The organism is Cupriavidus sp. PET2-C1 (assembly GCF_054515855.1).
The window spans coordinates 3070126-3086652 of the sequence record NZ_CM137259.1 but is presented as its reverse complement, the minus strand read 5'-3'; the positions used below and the strand labels follow the sequence as shown (position 1 = coordinate 3086652).

Genomic DNA, 16527 nt, shown 5'->3' with positions numbered 1-16527 from the left:
GGCGGGGAACTGGATCGCGAAAGGCTCCGCATGGGGCGGATGGCCGGCAAGGCAGGCGGCGAGGCGCCGGGCGCACACCGGAAGCGGCGATTGTATCAGCGAGTGTGCACCGCACCAAAGGCAAAACGGACCGCCTGGGCGGTCCGTTTTGCTTGATTCTTCACTGTGGTGCCGATGCTGCGGCCCGCTGGGCCTTGGCTGGCGGGTCAGTCCGTGAAGGACATGGCGCGGCGATACCATTCATGAAAGTGCTGCATACCGTCTTCCATGGGCGACTGGTATGGGCCGGTCTCGCTGACGCCGCGTTTGGCCAGCGCCCGGCGCCCGGCGTCCATGCGCTCGCCGATCTCGTCGTCCTCGACGCAGGTTTCCATGTAGGCGGCGCGCTCGGCCTCGACGAACTCGCGCTCGAACAGCGCGATTTCCTCGGGGTAGTAGAACTCCACGACGTTGCGCGTCTTGTTCGGCCCGAGCGGGTGCAGGGTGGAGACCACCAGCACGTTCGGATACCACTCCACCATGATGTTGGGGTAGTAGGTGAGCCAGATCGCGCCGTACTTGGGCAGCACGCCGTTGTTGAAGCGCAGCACGGCCTCATGCCACTTCTGGTACGTAGGGCTGCCCGGGCGCTTCAGGCCCGCGTGCAACCCGACCGTCTGGACGCTGTGCCAGTCGCCGAATTCCCAGCTCAGGTCGTCGCAGGAGACAAAGCTCCCGAGGCCCGGGTGGAACGGCACGACGTGGTAGTCCTCCAGATAGACCTCGATAAAGGTCTTCCAGTTGTAGTTGCACTCGTGGATCTCGACGTGGTCGAGCAGGTAGCCTTCGAAGTTCAGATCTTCGGCTACGCCCAGGCGGGCCAGGTCGGCGCGAACGTCGCGCTGCCCCTCGAACAGCAGGCCATTCCAGTTCTGGAGCGGCGAGCGGTTCAGGTGGACGCACGGACGCTCGGCGAAATGCGGCGCGCCGAGCAGTTCGCCCTTCAGGTCGTAGGTCCAGCGGTGCAAGGGGCAGACAATGTTCTTCGCATTGCCGCGGCCATTGAGCATGATGGCCTGCCGATGGCGGCAGACATTGGACATGAGCTCGATCCCGTCGGCATTCCGTACCAGGATGCGGCCCTCGTCCTCGGCGGCCAGCGCCTGAAAATCGCCCGTTTCGGGGACCATCAGCTCGTGGCCGACATAGCCCGGGCCCTTCTTGAACAGCAGTTCCAGTTCTTGTTGATGCAGTGCCTCGTCGATGTAGACGTTTACGGGCAACTGCGTATCAGCCGGCACCAGTTTCAGCGCGGTGCTGAGATTGGACATTATCCCCACTCCCTATGACAGGCGAAAGCAGTGAACAACCCAACCATCGAAAAAGAAATCGATATGGGAAAGACAGTCAGCCGCGCCCTGGCCCGCTTCCGGACCGAAAGGATGGAGATCGCGCTGACGAACCGCGGATTGTACCCGAGCGAAAAAGTTAAGGGACTGATTATTTAGCCTTTTTAGCGAAAAAGTCGACCCGGGTCGTCATGGAGGTGTCGTTCGGGGCGCATTCGGAAAGACGACCCAAGCGCACAAGTCACTTTCCGGCAACGCTGTCGATGCCCCCTGTTGCATGGGATGCGGGCAATGCCCCGCTTTGGCGTAAAATCCCAGCTTCCCCAGATTCAATGTCCGCAATGCCAAAGACTACGAGCTCCCCGGCCCAGACCGATCCGGCCGCGACCGACCAGCGGTCCGCCTCCGCGCCGCCCGTCTCCTACGAGGCCGCCATGGCCGAACTGGAGGCGCTGGTAGCCAGCATGGAGGGCGGCGCCTTGCCGCTGGAAGATTCTTTGGCCGCGTACAAGCGCGGGGCCGAACTGGTCAGGTACTGCCAGCAGATGCTCGAACGCGTGGAACAACAGGTTAAAGTGCTGGACGGCGATGTGCTCAAGCCCATGGCCACCGACACCGGAGACCTGGAATGAGCGAGTCGCAACAAACTACCGAAGCCGGCGATTTCGCCGGGTGGATGCGCGCCACGGGCGCCAGGACCGAGGCCGCGCTCGACGCCGGGCTGCCGGCTGTGGAGACAGTGCCTTGCACGCTGCACGAAGCCATGCGGTATGCTGTGCTCGGCGGTGGCAAGCGGGTTCGCCCCTTGCTGGTGCACGCGGCCGGTGAAGTAGCGGGTGCTGCCCCCGAGGCCTGTGACGCGGCCGCCAGCGCGGTGGAGATGATCCACGCGTATTCGCTGGTGCATGACGATATGCCCTGCATGGACGATGACGATTTGCGTCGTGGCCGTCCCACCGTGCACAGGGCCTATGATGAAGCGACGGCGCTGCTGGTGGGCGACGCGCTGCAGACCCAGGCTTTCGTGGTGCTGGCCGAATCGGCCTCGCTGGCCTCGCTCGACGCCGCCGCGCGCCTGCGCCTGGTAGCGGAACTGGCCCGGGCCTCCGGCTCGGTGGGCATGGCAGGCGGGCAGGCGATCGACCTGCAGCATGTCGGCCTGGCCATGTCGCTGGACGAACTGGAAGGCATGCACCGCATGAAGACCGGTGCGTTGCTGCGCGCCAGCGTGCGCATGGGCGCTTGCTGCGGTGCCGTGGATGAAGCCGGCCTGGCCGCGCTCGACCGCTACGCCGCAGCCGTGGGCCTGGCGTTCCAGGTGGTGGACGATATCCTCGACGTGACCGCGGATACCGCCACGCTGGGCAAGACCGCCGGCAAGGACGCGGCAAACGACAAGCCGACCTACGTGTCGCTGATGGGGCTCGAGCCTGCACGCCAGCTGGCGGAGCAGCTTCGGGTCACGGCGCACGAAGCGTTGGTGGTGTTCGGCGCGCGCGCCCGACGCCTGGGCGAACTGGCCGATCTCATCGTGCTGCGCTCGAATTGATTGGATACGCAGGAAAAACTGACAACCGGGCACAAGAATCCGGCCGCCGAACGGACATCATGACCTACGCACTGCTCAAAACTATTGACGACCCCGCAGCCCTTCGCAGGCTGGACCGCCGCCAGCTCAATACGCTGGCCGACGAACTCCGCGCCTACGTGCTCGAATCGGTGTCGCAGACCGGCGGCCACCTGTCGTCCAACCTGGGCACGGTCGAGCTGACCATTGCCCTGCACTATGTGTTCAATACACCGGACGACCGCGTCGTCTGGGACGTGGGGCACCAAAGCTATCCGCACAAGATCCTGACCGGCCGCCGCGACCGCATGCATTCGCTGCGCCAGTGGGGCGGCATCTCGGGCTTCCCGCGCCGCTCGGAAAGCGAGTACGACACCTTCGGCACCGCGCATTCGTCCACCTCCATCTCGGCTGCGCTGGGCATGGCGCTGGGCGCCCGCACGCTGGGCGAGAAGCGCGTTTCCATCGCCGTGATCGGCGACGGCGCGATGACCGCCGGCATGGCCTTCGAGGCCATGAACAACGCCGGTGTCTACAAGGACCTGCCGCTGCTGGTGGTGCTCAACGACAACGACATGTCGATCTCGCCGCCGGTGGGCGCGCTCAACAGCCACCTCGCGCGGCTGATGAGCGGCAAGTTCTACGCGGCCACCAAGAAGGGCATTGAACGCGTGCTGTCGGTCGCCCCGCCGGTGCTCGAGTTCGCCAAGCGCTTCGAGGAACATGCCAAGGGCATGATGGTGCCGGCGACGCTGTTCGAGGAATTCGGCTTCAACTACATCGGCCCGATCGACGGCCATGATCTCGAATCGCTGGTGCCGACGCTGCAGAACATCCGCCAGCGCGCCCTCGAAGGCGGCGGCCCGCAGTTCCTGCACGTGGTCACCAAGAAGGGCCAGGGCTACAAGCTGGCCGAGGCCGACCCGATCCTGTATCACGGCCCTGGCAAGTTCAACCCGGCCGAAGGCATCCGCCCGTCGACCAAGCCTGCCCGCAAGACCTACACGCAGGTGTTCGGCGAATGGCTGTGCGACATGGCCGCCGCCGACCCCAAGCTGGTGGCGGTGACGCCCGCCATGCGCGAAGGCTCCGGCATGGTCGAGTTCGAGAAGCGCTTCCCCAGCCGCTACTACGACGTGGGCATCGCGGAGCAGCATGCCGTGACGTTCGCCGGCGGGCTGGCCTGCGAAGGCCTCAAGCCCGTGCTGGCGATCTACTCCACGTTCCTGCAGCGCGGCTATGACCAGCTGATCCACGACGTGGCGCTGCAGAATCTGCCGGTGGTGTTCGCACTCGACCGCGCCGGCCTGGTCGGCGCCGACGGCGCCACCCATGCGGGCGCCTACGACATCGCGTTCCTGCGTTGCATCCCCAACATGATGGTGATGACGCCGGCCGACGAGAACGAATGCCGCCAGCTGCTGACCACCGCGTACCAGCAGGATTGCCCGACCGCCGTGCGTTACCCGCGCGGCGCCGGCACGGGCGTGGCGACCGAGGCCGCGCTCACCGCGCTGCCGGTGGGCAAGGGCGAGATGCGCCGCACGGGCGGCGCGCGCGCCGGCCAGCGCGTGGCCTTCCTGGCGTTCGGCTCGATGCTGCATCCGGCGCTGGGCGCGGCCGAGGCGCTCGACGCCTCGGTGGCCAACATGCGCTTCGTCAAGCCGCTCGACGAAGCGCTTGTGAAGAAGCTCGCGAGCGAGCATGACTACCTCGTCACCGTCGAAGAAGGCTGCGTGATGGGCGGCGCCGGCAGCGCGGTGCTCGAAGCGCTGGCTGCCGCCGGCATCGCCATGCCGGTGCTGCAGCTCGGCCTGCCCGATCGCTTTGTCGATCATGGCGACCCGGCCTTCCTGCTGTCGCAGTGCGGGCTGGACGCCAAGGGCATCGAGCAATCGGTGCGCGAGCGCTTCAACCTGGCCCAGCCTGCCGTCGCCACCCGCGCGGCCTGAGCCAACGGCGCGCCCGCGGCTTGCGGGCGCGCCGGTTTTCCTGATGGCTTCCCGATGCCATCACCCGTGCACCCCGTACGGGTATCGCCCCGCTCGTGGGCAGCCAAAGGCAAATTCCCTTAGAATCCCAGGTTCTGTGTTCGCAGCTGCGGGAAGCCATCGGCTTTGCCATCCCCGCGGTTTCACACTCGTTGCGCGGCAAGGTTGACTGCGAAAAATGCCGCGACCGTAGAGGAAACCTGATCGATATGAATGACATCAATCCCGCCTTTGTGATGCCCGACGTGCAGTCGAGCCTCGATACCCGCCAGATCCCCATCCAGCGGGTTGGCGTGAAGGGCGTGCGTTACCCCCTGACGCTGAAGACGCCGGCCGGCGCACTGGCCACCGTTGGCACCTTCAATCTCGACGTGCACCTGCCTGCCGACCAGAAGGGCACGCACATGTCGCGTTTCGTGGCGTTGCTGGAAGAAGAGCGCGAGCCGCTGGAACTGGCGAGCTTCCGCACGTTGCTCGACAAGATGCTGGTCAAGCTGGAAGCCGAGGCTGGCCGCATCGAAGTCACCTTCCCGTACTTCATCAACAAGATCGCGCCGGTATCCGGCGTGCAATCGTTGATGGACTATGAAGTCACGCTGATCGGCGAAGTGCGCAACGGCGCCACCAAGGTCTTCCTGAAAGCCCTGGTTCCGGTCACCAGCCTGTGCCCGTGCTCGAAGAAGATCTCGCAGTACGGCGCGCACAACCAGCGCTCGCACATCACCATGAACGTCGAGCTGGCGGCCGACCTGCCGGTCGAGGCGCTGGTGCGCATGGCCGAGGAAGAAGCCTCGTGCGAGCTGTGGGGCCTGCTCAAGCGCCCGGACGAGAAGTTTGTCACCGAGCGCGCTTACGAGAACCCCAAGTTCGTCGAGGACCTGGTGCGCGATATCGCCATGCGCCTGAATGCGGACGATCGCATCGTGACCTATGTGCTGGAGGCCGAGAACTTCGAGTCCATCCACAATCACAGCGCCTATGCCGTGATCGAGCGCGACAAGCGCGCGCAGTAATCCCGCCATGCCACAGTAAAAAAGCCACCGTGAGGTGGCTTTTTTATTGCATCGAGGCGTTTGCTTCAGGCGGCGGGGCGCTCCGGCAGCCGGATATCCGACAGCTCCCAGCGCGGCGTCACGCCGTAGCCGTAGTCGCGCGTGGCCAGCTCCGGCGCGGCTTGCAGCCGCATGGCGCCGGCGAAGGCGATCATGGCGCCGTTGTCCGTGCAGAAGGCCAGGTCCGGATAGTAGACCTCGATCTTCTTCTGCGCGCCAAGCTGGTTCAGCCGCTCGCGCAGCTGCCGGTTGGCGCCCACGCCGCCAGCCACCACCAGGCGCCGGTGCCCGGTCTGCTTGAGCGCGGCCATCGACTTGGCGGCCAGCACGTCGACGATGGCATCGACAAAGGAGCGCGCCAGGTTGGCCCGGTCCTGCTCGCACACATTGCCCAGCTTGCGGGTTTGCGTGAGCACGGCGGTTTTCAGGCCGGCGAAGGAGAAATCGAGGGTGCCAGAATGCAACATCGGACGCGGCAGGGCGTACGTGCCGGGCACGCCGAACTCGGCCAGCCGCGAGACTTCGGGGCCGCCCGGGTAGCTCAGGCCGAGCAGCTTGGCGGTCTTGTCGAACGCTTCGCCAGCGGCATCGTCCAGGGTCTCGCCCAGCAAGGTGTAATCGCCGATGCCGCGCACTTCCATCAGCTGCGTGTGCCCGCCCGAAACCAGCAAGGCAACGAACGGGAATGGCGGCGGATCGGGGGTCAGCAGCGGCGACAGCAGGTGGCCTTCGAGATGGTGCACGCCCAGCATCGGCACGTTCAGTGCGAAGCCCAGGGCGTTGGCCACCGACGCACCCACCAGCAGCGCGCCGGCCAGGCCGGGGCCTTGGGTGAAGGCAATCGCATTGATATCGGCGCGAGTGCGGCCGGCTTCGTCGAGCACCTGCTGCAACAGCGGCAGCACGCGGCGGATATGGTCGCGCGAGGCGAGCTCAGGCACGACGCCGCCGTAGTCGCGGTGCATGGCGATCTGCGAATGCAGGGCGTGGGCGAGCAGGCCGGCTTGCGTGTCGTAGAGCGCGAGGCCGGTTTCGTCGCAGGAGGATTCGATGCCGAGGACAAGCATGGGGCAGGCAAGGCCGGCATCAAGCGAGGCCGGCAAATCAAAGGGTTGAAGCGGGCTGACGACCATCGGGCCGGCAGCCTGGCATGAGGCCAGCAGGGTAGCACAGCGGCGCTGGCCATGCTTTTCGCTACAATCGCCGCTTCTTCCGCAGGCACTAATCAGGCATTCATTGGGCAAGACAGACATGGGCAGCAAGCAGACCGCAGAGACCGGCCGGGCCGGTGCGCGCGCCGGGCGCTTCGACGTGGCGGTGCTTGGCGCCGGGGCCGCGGGCATGATGTGCGCCGCCGTGGCGGGGCAGGGTGGCGCCAGCGTGGTGCTGATCGACCACGCGACCAAGGTGGCGGAGAAAATCCGCATCTCCGGTGGCGGGCGCTGCAATTTCACCAACCTGCAAGCGGGCCCGGCCAATTTCCTGTCGGCTAATCCGCACTTCTGTCGATCCGCGCTCGCCCGCTACACGCCGCAGGATTTCCTCGCGCTGATGCGCAAGCATGAGATCGACTGGCATGAGAAGCACCGCGGCCAGCTCTTCTGCAACGACAGCGCCGAGCAGGTGATCGAGATGCTGCGTGCCGAATGCGGCGCGGGCAACGTGCACTGGCGCACCGGCTGCGGCGTGGACGAGGTCAGGCGCGAAGGCGACGATTTTCTGCTGATGACGGCAAGCGGGCCGGTGCGTGCCGGCGCGCTGGTGGTGGCCACGGGCGGCCTGTCCATCCCGAAGATCGGCGCCACCGACATCGGCTACCGCATTGCCCGCCAGTTTGGGCTGGGCGTTGTCGAGACGCGCCCGGCGCTGGTGCCGCTGACGTTCGACGGGCAGGGCTGGGCGCCGTTCGTGCCGTTGGCCGGCGTGTCGATGGAGGTGGATATTGCAACGGGCAACGGCAAGACGGCCGGCGCCTTCCGCGAGGATTTGCTGTGGACCCATCGCGGCCTGTCCGGCCCGGCCGTGCTGCAGATTTCCAGCTTCTGGCGCCCTGGCACGCCGATCACCATTGACCTGTTCGACGGCAACGACGCCAGTGAATGGCTGCTCGAGCAAAAGGGTGGCAGCCGCAAGCACCTGGCCAACCTGCTCGCCGAGCGCCTGCCGGCCCGTCTGGCCGACGCCTGGTGCGCGGCAGCGGGCCTGAACGGCGCGCAGCCGCTGCATGATATGCCGGACAAGGCACTGCGCCGGCTCGGCGCGGCGCTCAACAGCTGGCAACTGGTGCCGGCAGGCACCGAGGGCTACCGCAAGGCCGAGGTCACCCTCGGCGGCGTGGATACGCGCGCGCTGTCGTCGGCGACCATGATGGCGCGCACCGTACCCAACCTGTACTTCATCGGCGAGGTGGTCGACGTCACCGGGTGGCTGGGCGGGTACAACTTCCAATGGGCGTGGGCATCCGGTGTCGCCGCCGGGCAGGCCGTGGCGGAGAGCGCAAGGGCCATGGTGGCGGGGACGGCCTGAGCGTCGTAAGCAGCATAGCGGCAAAAAAACCGCCATACGGGCTTGACAGCGGTTGTGCTACACTTGTAGCTTTCGTAAAACCGCTAACAGCTGCTACTTATTTCAGCAAAATGACCACGATCCACCTTAAAGAAAACGAGCCGTTTGAAGTTGCCATGCGTCGTTTCAAGCGCACCATCGAGAAAAACGGCTTGCTGACTGAATTGCGGGCTCGCGAGTTTTACGAAAAGCCGACGGCTGAGCGCAAGCGCAAGAAGGCCGCCGCCGAGAAGCGCCACTACAAGCGCATCCGCAGCCTGATGCTGCCGAAGAAGATGTACTGAGCGTACCCTTCGCGTTCCGCATCAAAACCCGCTGTGGGCAAGGCTCCGGCGGGTTTTTGCATTGGCGGCCCGACGGCCGGCGCTGCGCCTGGCCGGCACCATCCCGCCCACACTTTCCTGGAATAATGCGATGTCCCTCAAAGCCCGTGTAACCGAAGACATGAAGGCCGCCATGCGTGCCCGCGAGACCGAGCGCCTCGGCACCATCCGCCTGCTGCTGGCCGCCATCAAGCAACGGGAAGTGGACGAGCGCATCGAGCTCGACGACACCGCCGTGCAGGCCGTGATCGAAAAGCTGATCAAGCAGCGCAAGGACTCCATCTCCCAGTTCACCCAGGCCGGCCGCACCGACCTGGCCGACAAGGAGAGCGCGGAAATCGAAGTGCTCAAGGTCTACATGCCGGCGGCCCTGTCGGATGCGGAAGTGGCCGCCGAAGTGCAGGCCGCGGTCACGGAAACCGGCGCCGCCGGCCCGCAGGACATGGGCAAGGTCATGGCCGTGCTCAAGGCCAAACTGGCCGGCCGTGCCGACATGACCGCCGTCTCAGGTCTGGTCAAGGCCGCGCTGGCGGGGCGTTGAGCGGGTCAGGGCGCGAGCTGGCAGCTGCCGGCTGAAGGCCGATGGGTATATTTAAAGGCACTTCTTGTCCACCACCCCTCGCCGGCGCTGGCTGCAATCCGTTGCGCCTGCACTACAATGTAGTGTTAAGAGGCCGGAAAGCGCCGTGCCGGTCACGCACTTCATGAACCAGATATCGCCGCTGCCCGGCTCCACGGGCAGTTCGGCCATAGGACGACAAGCCGGGTGATTCCGCAATCCTTCATTCAGGACCTGCTCAACCGTGTCGACATAGTCGATGTGGTGGGCAAGTACGTGCAGCTGAAGAAGGGCGGCGCCAACTTCATGGGGCTCTGCCCCTTTCACAACGAGAAGTCGCCGTCGTTCACGGTCTCGCCGACCAAGCAGTTCTATCACTGCTTTGGTTGCGCAGCGCATGGCTCGGCCATCGGCTTCCTGATGGAATACTCGGGGCAATCCTACCCCGATGCTGTGCGCGAGCTGGCGCAGTCGGTCGGCCTGTCCGTGCCCGAGGAGCGCGACCGGCTGCCGCCGGCCCAGCGCGCCGAAGTGCAGGCGCGCTCGCTGGCGCTGTCCGATGCCATGACCCGCGCGACCGAGTTCTACCGCAAGCAATTGCGCAGCGCGCCGCAGGCGATCCAGTACCTCAAGAGCCGCGGCCTGACCGGCGAGATCGCGGCGCAGTTTGGCCTGGGCTATGCCCCGGACGACTGGCAGGGGCTGGAGTCGGTGTTCGGCAATTACCGCGACGATGCGATCGCCGGGCCGCTGGTGGAAGCCGGCCTGATGATCGAAAGCGCCGAGAAGCGCGACGCCGATGGCAAGCCGCGGCGCTACGACCGCTTCCGGGACCGCATCATGTTTCCCATCCGCAGCACCAAGGGCCAGGTGATCGGCTTTGGCGGGCGGGTGATGGGGCAGGGCGAGCCCAAGTACCTGAATTCGCCGGAAACACCCCTGTTCAGCAAAGGCACCGAGCTATATGGCCTGTTCGAGGCCCGCCATGCGATCCGGGAAACCGGCTATGTTTTGGTGGTCGAAGGCTATATGGACGTGGTGGCCCTGGCTCAGCTGGGCTTTGCCAACGCCGTGGCCACGCTGGGCACGGCCTGCACGGCGGTGCATGTGCAAAAGCTGTTGCGCCAGACCGATGCCGTGGTGTTCTCGTTCGACGGTGACGCCGCCGGGCGCCGCGCGGCGCGCCGGGCCCTGGAGGCTTGCCTGCCGTACGTGGCGGACAACAAGACCATCCGCTTCCTGTTCCTGCCCGCCGAGCACGACCCGGACAGCTATGTGCGCGAGCAGGGCACCGACGCGTTTGCCGCGCAGGTGCGCGACGCCATGCCGCTGTCGCGCTTCCTGCTGCAGGTGGTGTCGGAGGGGCAGGAGCTGCGCCAGGCCGAGGGGCGCGCCCGCGCCCAGTACGAGGCCAAGCCGCTGCTGCAGTCCATGCCCGCAGGCGGCCTGCGGTTGCAGATCGTGCGCGAGCTTGCCGATGCCACCGGCACCACGCCGGCCGAAATCGAAGCCGTCTGCGGGCTGGCGAGCGACCCGGCGCGGGTCGGACGCTTTGCCCAGCCGCGGCCGCGCACCAAGCGCCAGGCCCCCACCGGGCTGGAGCAGCGGGTGCTGCAGTTGCTGATGCGCTACCCGCAGCTGTCGACCCGGCTCGACGCCGATAGCCGGGCACTGCTGCTGGAAGACGAGCAGGCCGACGCCGAAGTGCTGGCGCACCTGGTGTCCGCGTGCGACGAGTTGCAGGGCGAGGTGAACTTCGCGGCCTTCAGCGAGCATCTCGCGCAGTCGCCGTACGCCGAGGTCTACGCCAATGTGCGCGCCGCGGTACTGCGCGAAGAGATCGATGAGGAACCTGCCGAGCAGGAGTTCGACACCGCCATCGCCAAGCTGCTGGCGGGGCCATTGCGCCGTGAGCTCGACATGCTCCAGCAGTCGGTGATCATGGGCACAGCGGATGAGGAAGGCAAGAGCCGCATGCGATGGCTGGTCAGCGAGATCAATCGCCGGCGGCAGTTAGGTTGAATCGGGCTGAATTTGGCTGAATGGGTTTGACCGTCCGGTAGGTCGGGCAAGATGGGTGGTAACAAATAAGTGAAGGTTTGGCGCGGCCTGGCTACGCTTAAGCCTTGATTTTTCAGGTGAAAACCTCACCTGTTGGGAAGCCGGCTAATTGCTAGTGTTACAATAGCCGGTTTGGATAGCGAGATCTTTCTCTCCCCTTCTGGTGAAAGTGAGCGTGCCAATGGCAAAGGCCAAAGCAACCGAAAAGGTTTCCACTAAAACTCCCCAATCGGGGAGCGGCAAGGCGTCCGTGAAAACAACGGCGGCTGCGAAGACAGCCGCGTCAGTCAAGGCGCCAGCCCAGCCTGTGCCAGCTAAGACAGCTCGGAGCGCCAAGGCGCCCGCAGCGTCCACTTCCACCGGGACCAGCCCATCCGAAAACCTGAAGCCCTCGACTTCGGCACACGAGAGCGGCGATAGCGCCAATACAAGCGGCAAGCACGCCGCATCTGTACCTGTGAAAGGCAAGAGTATTACCGTGGCGAAACAGCAGAATACCGAAGTCGAGAGCAAGAAAGCGGCAGCGACCAGCGCCAAGACCGGAGACGCCAAGCCAGGCGTCGCCGAGCCCGAGGCCACGCCGAATGCCGCAACTTCCGCCCCCGTTGCATCCGAGCGTCCCGCCGCTCCGGCAGTCAAGCCGGAGCCGAAGAAGCGTGGCCGCAAGCCCAAGGCCGGAGCGCAGCACGACGACAGCACACCAGACGACGTGACTGAAGAGCTTTACGAAGACGAGATCCCTGCGGCGGCAACGCCGACCGCCGCGCCCAAGAGCGAAAAGCAAAAGGCGCGCGACCGCAAAGCCAAGGAAAAGGCTCTGCTGAAGGAGTTCGCCTCGACGCAGCAGGGTACCGAGGAAGAACTGGAAGTACGCCGCCAGAAGCTCAAGGCGCTGATCAAGCTTGGCAAGTCGCGCGGCTACCTGACGTACGCGGAAATCAACGATCACCTGCCGGACGACATGGTCGATTCGGAAACGATCGACACGCTGGTCGCCACGCTCAACGACATCGGCATCGCCGTCTACGAACAAGCGCCCGACGCAGAAACGCTGCTGCTCAACGACAACGCACCGTCGGCCACCAGCGAAGAAGAAGCCGAGGAAGAGGCTGAAGCTGCACTTTCCACCGTTGATTCCGAATTCGGCCGCACCACCGATCCCGTGCGCATGTACATGCGCGAAATGGGCACGGTCGAGCTGCTGACGCGCGAAGGCGAAATTGAAATCGCCAAGCGCATCGAGGCCGGCCTGAAAGACATGGTGATGGCGATCTCCGCCTGCCCGGTCACGATCTCCGAGATCCTGGCCTTGGCCGAGCGCGTTGCCAGCGATGAAATCAAGATCGACGAGTTCGTCGACGGCCTGATCGACCCGAACGCAGCGGACGTGCCCGTGGCCCCGCCGGCTCCGGCCGTGGTGGCGGCCGCCGAAGAAGACGAGCTGGAGTCCGACGGCGAAGAATCCGACGAGGACGAGGATGACGATGCCGGCGGCCTGGCTGCCTCGGCACGCCAGCTCGAAGAACTGAAGCAGGCCGCGCTGGAAAAATTCCGCGTGATCGCCGAGCAGTTCGACAAGATGCGCCGCTCGTTCGAGAAGGAAGGCTACAAGTCCAAGTCCTACGTCAAGGCCCAGGAAGCCATCCTGAACGAGCTGATGAGCATCCGCTTCACCGCCCGCAACGTCGAACGCCTGTGCGACACGCTGCGTGGCCAGGTGGACGAAGTGCGCAAGCTCGAGCGCTCCATCCTGAAGATCGTGGTGGACAAGTGCGGCATGCCGCGTGCGGATTTCGTCGCCCGTTTCCCGGGCAATGAGACCAACCTCGAGTGGATCGACACGATTATCAAGGACGGCAAGTCGTACAGCACCATCGTCGAGCGTAATGTGCCGGCCGTGCGCGAGCTGCAGCAAAAGCTGATCGACCTGCAGATGCGCGTGGTGCTGCCGCTCAAGGAGCTCAAGGAAGTCAACCGCAAGATGAGCGAGGGCGAGAAGCGCGCCCGCGAAGCCAAGCGCGAGATGACCGAGGCCAACCTGCGCCTGGTGATCTCGATCGCCAAGAAGTACACCAACCGCGGCCTGCAGTTCCTCGACCTGATTCAGGAAGGCAATATCGGCCTGATGAAGGCGGTGGACAAGTTCGAATACCGCCGCGGCTACAAGTTCTCGACCTACGCGACGTGGTGGATCCGCCAGGCCATCACCCGCTCGATCGCCGATCAGGCGCGCACCATCCGTATCCCGGTGCACATGATCGAGACGATCAACAAGATGAACCGCATCTCGCGCCAGATCCTGCAGGAAACCGGCAACGAGCCGGATCCGGCAACGCTGGCCGAGAAGATGGAGATGCCGGAAGACAAGATCCGCAAGATCATGAAGATCGCGAAGGAACCGATCTCCATGGAAACGCCGATCGGTGACGACGACGACTCCCATCTTGGCGACTTCATCGAAGACACCAACACGCTGGCCCCGGCCGAAGCGGCGCTGCACGGCTCCATGCGCGACGTCGTCAAGGACGTACTGGACTCGCTCACGCCGCGCGAAGCCAAGGTGCTGCGCATGCGTTTCGGCATCGAGATGAGCACGGACCACACGCTGGAAGAAGTCGGCAAGCAGTTCGACGTCACCCGCGAGCGGATCCGCCAGATAGAAGCCAAGGCATTGCGCAAACTGCGTCACCCGAGCCGCTCCGATAAGCTTAAGAGTTTCCTTGAAGGCAGTTGATCGGTATCATGCCGGTCTGACTTTCCAGGGCCTCTAGCTCATGCCTGGTTAGAGCAGCGGACTCATAATCCGTTGGTGCCGTGTTCGACTCACGGGAGGCCCACCATTGTTGAAAAAGCCCCGCAGATTCCTGCGGGGCTTTTTCTTTGCCGCGGCGTTTGCGCGGAGGTGCAAATCGTGGCCTGGCCACCGCTGTATTGCAGCCTTCCGCACCCTTATCGCCACATTGGACTTAAGCAGGCTGCGCTATTTGTCCATGCCGGCAGTGGGCGCTTTCTTGTGGCTGGACGCCTTGCCAGCCGGCTTCTTGGCCGAAGCCTTTGAGTCGGTGAGCGCCGAGGCCGTGTTCTGGTTGGCACCCTGGGTGTACGGGTCAAACTTGTCGTTGGCCTTCGCGGTATCTGGCACGTAGCCGTCTTTGTTGGTCGTGCGCTGAGGGTCCGGTACATAGCCGTCCTTGTTGGTGCTACGCATGTTGTAGTCGTAGCGATCCGCTGGATTTGCAGGGCCTGCGGCGTGGACGGTACCAGGTAGGAGAACTGCAATTGCCATTGCGATAGCGATCTTCATGGATGACTCCTTCCAATCAAAGTCGTTGCAAAGCCGATGACCCTCGCGCGCTTATCTGCCGCAACGGCCCGTCTATTAGCGTAGCCGTCAGGCTTGCAGAATTCCAGTGATCATTTTGCTGCGCGCTTGTGGCTGAGCACTTGTGGTTGAGCTCATGTCTGCCGTTCGCTACTTCAACCCCATCCAGCGGCAACGCGGGCGACCGGGCCTGCCGCGCTTGCTGCGTTTGCTCTGCCTTCCGCCGTTTCCTTGCCATCGCGCCGGAGGTACTATGCTGAGCGGGCTCAGGCAAGGAGGGCGTATGCCGCAAGATTTCCACACCAGTCGCAAAGCGCGTTGCATCGCCCTCGCCGGCGCATGCCTGCTGGTTTCCTGCGCTGTTGTCCAGGAGGCCGCGCCGCCTGAGCTCCAGCCCGCCGACGCCCATCGTACGATCGCGACCCTGCATGCATCCGGCGTGCAGATCTATGTATGCAAGCGCGATCAGGGCAGTGCATTGGCGTGGGCGTTCAAATCCCCCGAAGCGGATCTGCGCGACGATTCCGGCAAGCTCATCGCCAGGCATTACGCCGGGCCGACCTGGGAGGCGCCTGACGGCAGCAAGGTAACCGGCAAAGTCCTGCGGCAGGCCGCAAATGCCAGGACGCCCGACAGCATTGCGCTATTGCTGTTGCAGGCGACAAGTTCCGGAGGGGCTGGCTTGCTAGCGGGAGTGCATTACGTTCAGCGCCTGAACACGCAAGGCGGCATTGCACCCGCTCTGGCCTGCACCGAGGAAGGACAGGAAAGCCGCGTGCCGTATCGCGCGGACTACGTATTTCTCGAATAGACGAGCCTCGCTGAGGCAGGCGCGTTCGCTCCGATGGCGTTGCCGTTCGTGCTGGTCGGGCGAGCCGCGCAGCGCCAGGCCCTCAAAGTTTCTGCACGGCAGCCAAGTCGAATATCTTCGCCCAGCGCAACGCTTCCTTCCGGCTTGCCATCGGGATCTGCCAACTGCCTTGCGCATGATGTTCAAGACGCAACGCAAGCATCCATGCGCTGCCGTTCTCCAGCGCGGTGGCACCCGCTATATCCGCAAAAATGAACTTCGCCTGCTGTCCGTCGACATCCAGGGCGCCACGCTTGCGTTCCGGATCCACGCGCATCGTGCCCCACGCGCCCTCCAGCGACAGGATGCGCTCGCCCTTGATCTTGACGCCGTGGATCGCGCGGTAGCGGCGGACCAGGCTTGCGACGAATGCCGCGAGCAGCGCCGCGCAGAACACGACAGCGGCGGTCCCGGCGATCGCGCCATGGGCCGCGGCCACCGTGGCGTACAGGCGGACCGCGCCGTAGATGAGGGCGCCGATCAGGGCGAGGCCGGCGATGATGAATGGCACGTCTTTTCCTTTAAAGAAATCGCAGTGAAGGGACAGGCTTGCGGCTAAGGCGGCGATGGCCGCTGCGGCGTGACCGATGTGCCGAAGGTATTGCCCATGCGGTGGCTGGTCGCGGAGTAGTTGAACAGCCCCAGCGCATTGGAGGGACGCTCCACGATGGCTTCGGACGCCAGCTTGTGCTCCGAGGGTGGCTGGCCGGGGGCGGGCTTGGGGCTTAGCTTTTGCGTCAGGCAAGGAAACGATGGGGCCCGCATGCCATTGACTTCGACCTCGACACAGCTCGCCGTGGCGTCCCCCGTGGGTGGGGACGCTTCCGCAGCGAGCAGCGGGCAGGCCGCGCCAAGGCTGCCTGCGGCAATCACTACAACGTTCAGCCATCCGCGCATTTCGTGCTCCGT

At 64.8% G+C, this 16527-nt stretch carries 16 protein-coding genes and 1 tRNA gene; 12 read left to right on the top strand and 5 right to left on the bottom strand.

From position 1 onward, the window contains the following. Positions 1-206: 206 nt before the first annotated feature. Positions 207-1310 (bottom strand): aromatic ring-hydroxylating oxygenase subunit alpha, encoded by a 1104-nt coding sequence (locus ACX12D_RS13935; protein ID WP_459371539.1) that lies wholly within the window; start codon positions 1308-1310, stop codon positions 207-209. A gap of 30 nt (positions 1311-1340) precedes the next feature. Between ACX12D_RS13935 and ACX12D_RS13930 the strand changes: the two genes are divergently transcribed. From ACX12D_RS13930 to folE2, 5 genes are all read left to right on the top strand, one after another. After that, positions 1341-1487, top strand: coding sequence for a hypothetical protein (locus tag ACX12D_RS13930; protein ID WP_459371538.1), 147 nt, complete (start codon positions 1341-1343; stop codon positions 1485-1487). A 182-nt stretch (positions 1488-1669) separates the two neighbouring features. Further along, the gene (locus tag ACX12D_RS13925) at positions 1670-1960 is read left to right on the top strand and encodes an exodeoxyribonuclease VII small subunit (RefSeq protein WP_459371537.1); all 291 of its coding nucleotides are present in this window, start codon (positions 1670-1672) and stop codon (positions 1958-1960) included. Further along, positions 1957-2877, top strand: a complete 921-nt coding sequence (locus ACX12D_RS13920; protein ID WP_459371536.1) for a polyprenyl synthetase family protein — start codon at positions 1957-1959, stop codon at positions 2875-2877. Before ACX12D_RS13925 ends, ACX12D_RS13920 begins: the two co-directional genes overlap by 4 nt. Positions 2878-2936: 59 nt before the next feature. After that, positions 2937-4847, top strand: a complete 1911-nt coding sequence (gene dxs / locus ACX12D_RS13915) for a 1-deoxy-D-xylulose-5-phosphate synthase (RefSeq protein ID WP_459371535.1) — start codon at positions 2937-2939, stop codon at positions 4845-4847. Positions 4848-5095: 248 nt separating this feature from the next. After that, entirely contained in the window at positions 5096-5899 is an 804-nt protein-coding gene (gene folE2, locus ACX12D_RS13910) for a GTP cyclohydrolase FolE2 (RefSeq protein WP_459371534.1), read from the top strand. Positions 5900-5964: 65 nt separating this feature from the next. Here the strand turns inward: folE2 and tsaD are convergent, their stop codons facing one another. After that, positions 5965-7005 carry a tRNA (adenosine(37)-N6)-threonylcarbamoyltransferase complex transferase subunit TsaD gene (gene tsaD, locus ACX12D_RS13905; protein ID WP_459371533.1) on the bottom strand — a complete coding sequence of 347 codons (1041 nt, stop codon included), beginning with the start codon at positions 7003-7005 and terminating at the stop codon, positions 5965-5967. A 184-nt stretch (positions 7006-7189) separates the two neighbouring features. Here tsaD and ACX12D_RS13900 point away from each other — a divergent pair, with 184 nt between their 5' ends. The 6 genes from ACX12D_RS13900 to ACX12D_RS13875 all read left to right on the top strand — a co-directional run bounded on the left by ACX12D_RS13900 (position 7190) and on the right by ACX12D_RS13875 (position 14286). After that, on the top strand, positions 7190-8464 hold the full coding sequence (locus ACX12D_RS13900; RefSeq protein ID WP_459371532.1) for a BaiN/RdsA family NAD(P)/FAD-dependent oxidoreductase: 1275 nt from the start codon (positions 7190-7192) through the stop codon (positions 8462-8464). A gap of 110 nt (positions 8465-8574) precedes the next feature. Next, positions 8575-8787: a 30S ribosomal protein S21 gene (gene rpsU / locus ACX12D_RS13895; protein ID WP_043348281.1), complete on the top strand. Its 213-nt coding sequence runs from the start codon at positions 8575-8577 to the stop codon at positions 8785-8787. A 130-nt stretch (positions 8788-8917) separates the two neighbouring features. After that, the gene (locus ACX12D_RS13890) at positions 8918-9367 is read left to right on the top strand and encodes a GatB/YqeY domain-containing protein (RefSeq protein ID WP_459371531.1); all 450 of its coding nucleotides are present in this window, start codon (positions 8918-8920) and stop codon (positions 9365-9367) included. Positions 9368-9592: 225 nt separating this feature from the next. After that, positions 9593-11407 (top strand): DNA primase, encoded by a 1815-nt coding sequence (dnaG, locus tag ACX12D_RS13885; RefSeq protein WP_459371530.1) that lies wholly within the window; start codon positions 9593-9595, stop codon positions 11405-11407. Positions 11408-11903: 496 nt separating this feature from the next. Beyond that, positions 11904-14180: an RNA polymerase sigma factor RpoD gene (gene rpoD, locus ACX12D_RS13880; RefSeq protein ID WP_459371529.1), complete on the top strand. Its 2277-nt coding sequence runs from the start codon at positions 11904-11906 to the stop codon at positions 14178-14180. Positions 14181-14207: 27 nt separating this feature from the next. Then, positions 14208-14286: transfer RNA gene (locus ACX12D_RS13875), tRNA-Ile, on the top strand. A gap of 140 nt (positions 14287-14426) precedes the next feature. Here ACX12D_RS13875 and ACX12D_RS13870 read toward each other — a convergent pair. After that, on the bottom strand, positions 14427-14750 hold the full coding sequence (locus ACX12D_RS13870; protein WP_459371528.1) for a hypothetical protein: 324 nt from the start codon (positions 14748-14750) through the stop codon (positions 14427-14429). 271 nt (positions 14751-15021) lie between these two features. Here ACX12D_RS13870 and ACX12D_RS13865 point away from each other — a divergent pair, with 271 nt between their 5' ends. After that, complete coding sequence (locus ACX12D_RS13865) at positions 15022-15579, top strand: DUF3455 domain-containing protein (protein WP_459371527.1); 558 nt, start codon at positions 15022-15024, stop codon at positions 15577-15579. 82 nt (positions 15580-15661) lie between these two features. Here ACX12D_RS13865 and ACX12D_RS13860 read toward each other — a convergent pair whose 3' ends face one another. Both ACX12D_RS13860 and ACX12D_RS13855 read right to left on the bottom strand, forming a co-directional pair. Continuing rightward, the gene (locus tag ACX12D_RS13860) at positions 15662-16129 is read right to left on the bottom strand and encodes a hypothetical protein (RefSeq protein WP_459371526.1); all 468 of its coding nucleotides are present in this window, start codon (positions 16127-16129) and stop codon (positions 15662-15664) included. Between the two features lie 44 nt (positions 16130-16173). Then, positions 16174-16515, bottom strand: coding sequence for a hypothetical protein (locus ACX12D_RS13855; RefSeq protein WP_459371525.1), 342 nt, complete (start codon positions 16513-16515; stop codon positions 16174-16176). Positions 16516-16527 lie beyond the last annotated feature (12 nt).